1 protein-coding gene is annotated in these 452 nt (G+C 35.8%); it reads left to right on the forward strand.

Features of this window, described 5'->3' with window-relative positions:
- Nucleotides 1-101: 101 nt before the first annotated feature.
- The coding region (locus tag EAD96_RS00100) for a serine hydrolase (protein ID WP_147457803.1) at nt 102-452 on the forward strand (351 nt) is incomplete at its 3' end.

Here is a 452-nt window from a genome sequence, read left to right on the forward strand (position 1 = left end):
GCATAGCGGAGAAAAATCATCCTTCACTCTACTCTCTACTCTGCTTTTCAAATTCCAGTTTGTCAGGATGAATTCGGTATTACCTCTTTAAATCTTTCAGTGTGCTTATTTTCAACAAAGTTAAGGGGAGAGATAAAATGGACAGAGTTAAAATGATAGCCAAGCTTGAGAAAATGTGCAAAAAATATGACAGAAAAAACTATCCTGGCATTGCCGTTGCAGTTGTAGAAGATGGTGAGATGATATTTAGCAAAGGATATGGGGAAGCCAACCTGGAGTATAGTATTCCAATTGATGAAAATACCGTATTTCATGCTTGTTCAATGACAAAACAATTTACTGCGGCATGTATTGCATTATTGATAGAAGAAGGAAAATTATCATTAGATGATGAAGTTAGCAGCATCCTTCATCAGTTTAAAGATTGTGGCGAGAAGGTTACTGTATATAAC

This window comes from Micromonospora sp. BL1, from assembly GCF_003667485.1.
Taxonomy (GTDB): Bacteria; Actinomycetota; Actinomycetes; order Mycobacteriales; family Micromonosporaceae; genus Micromonospora; species Micromonospora tulbaghiae.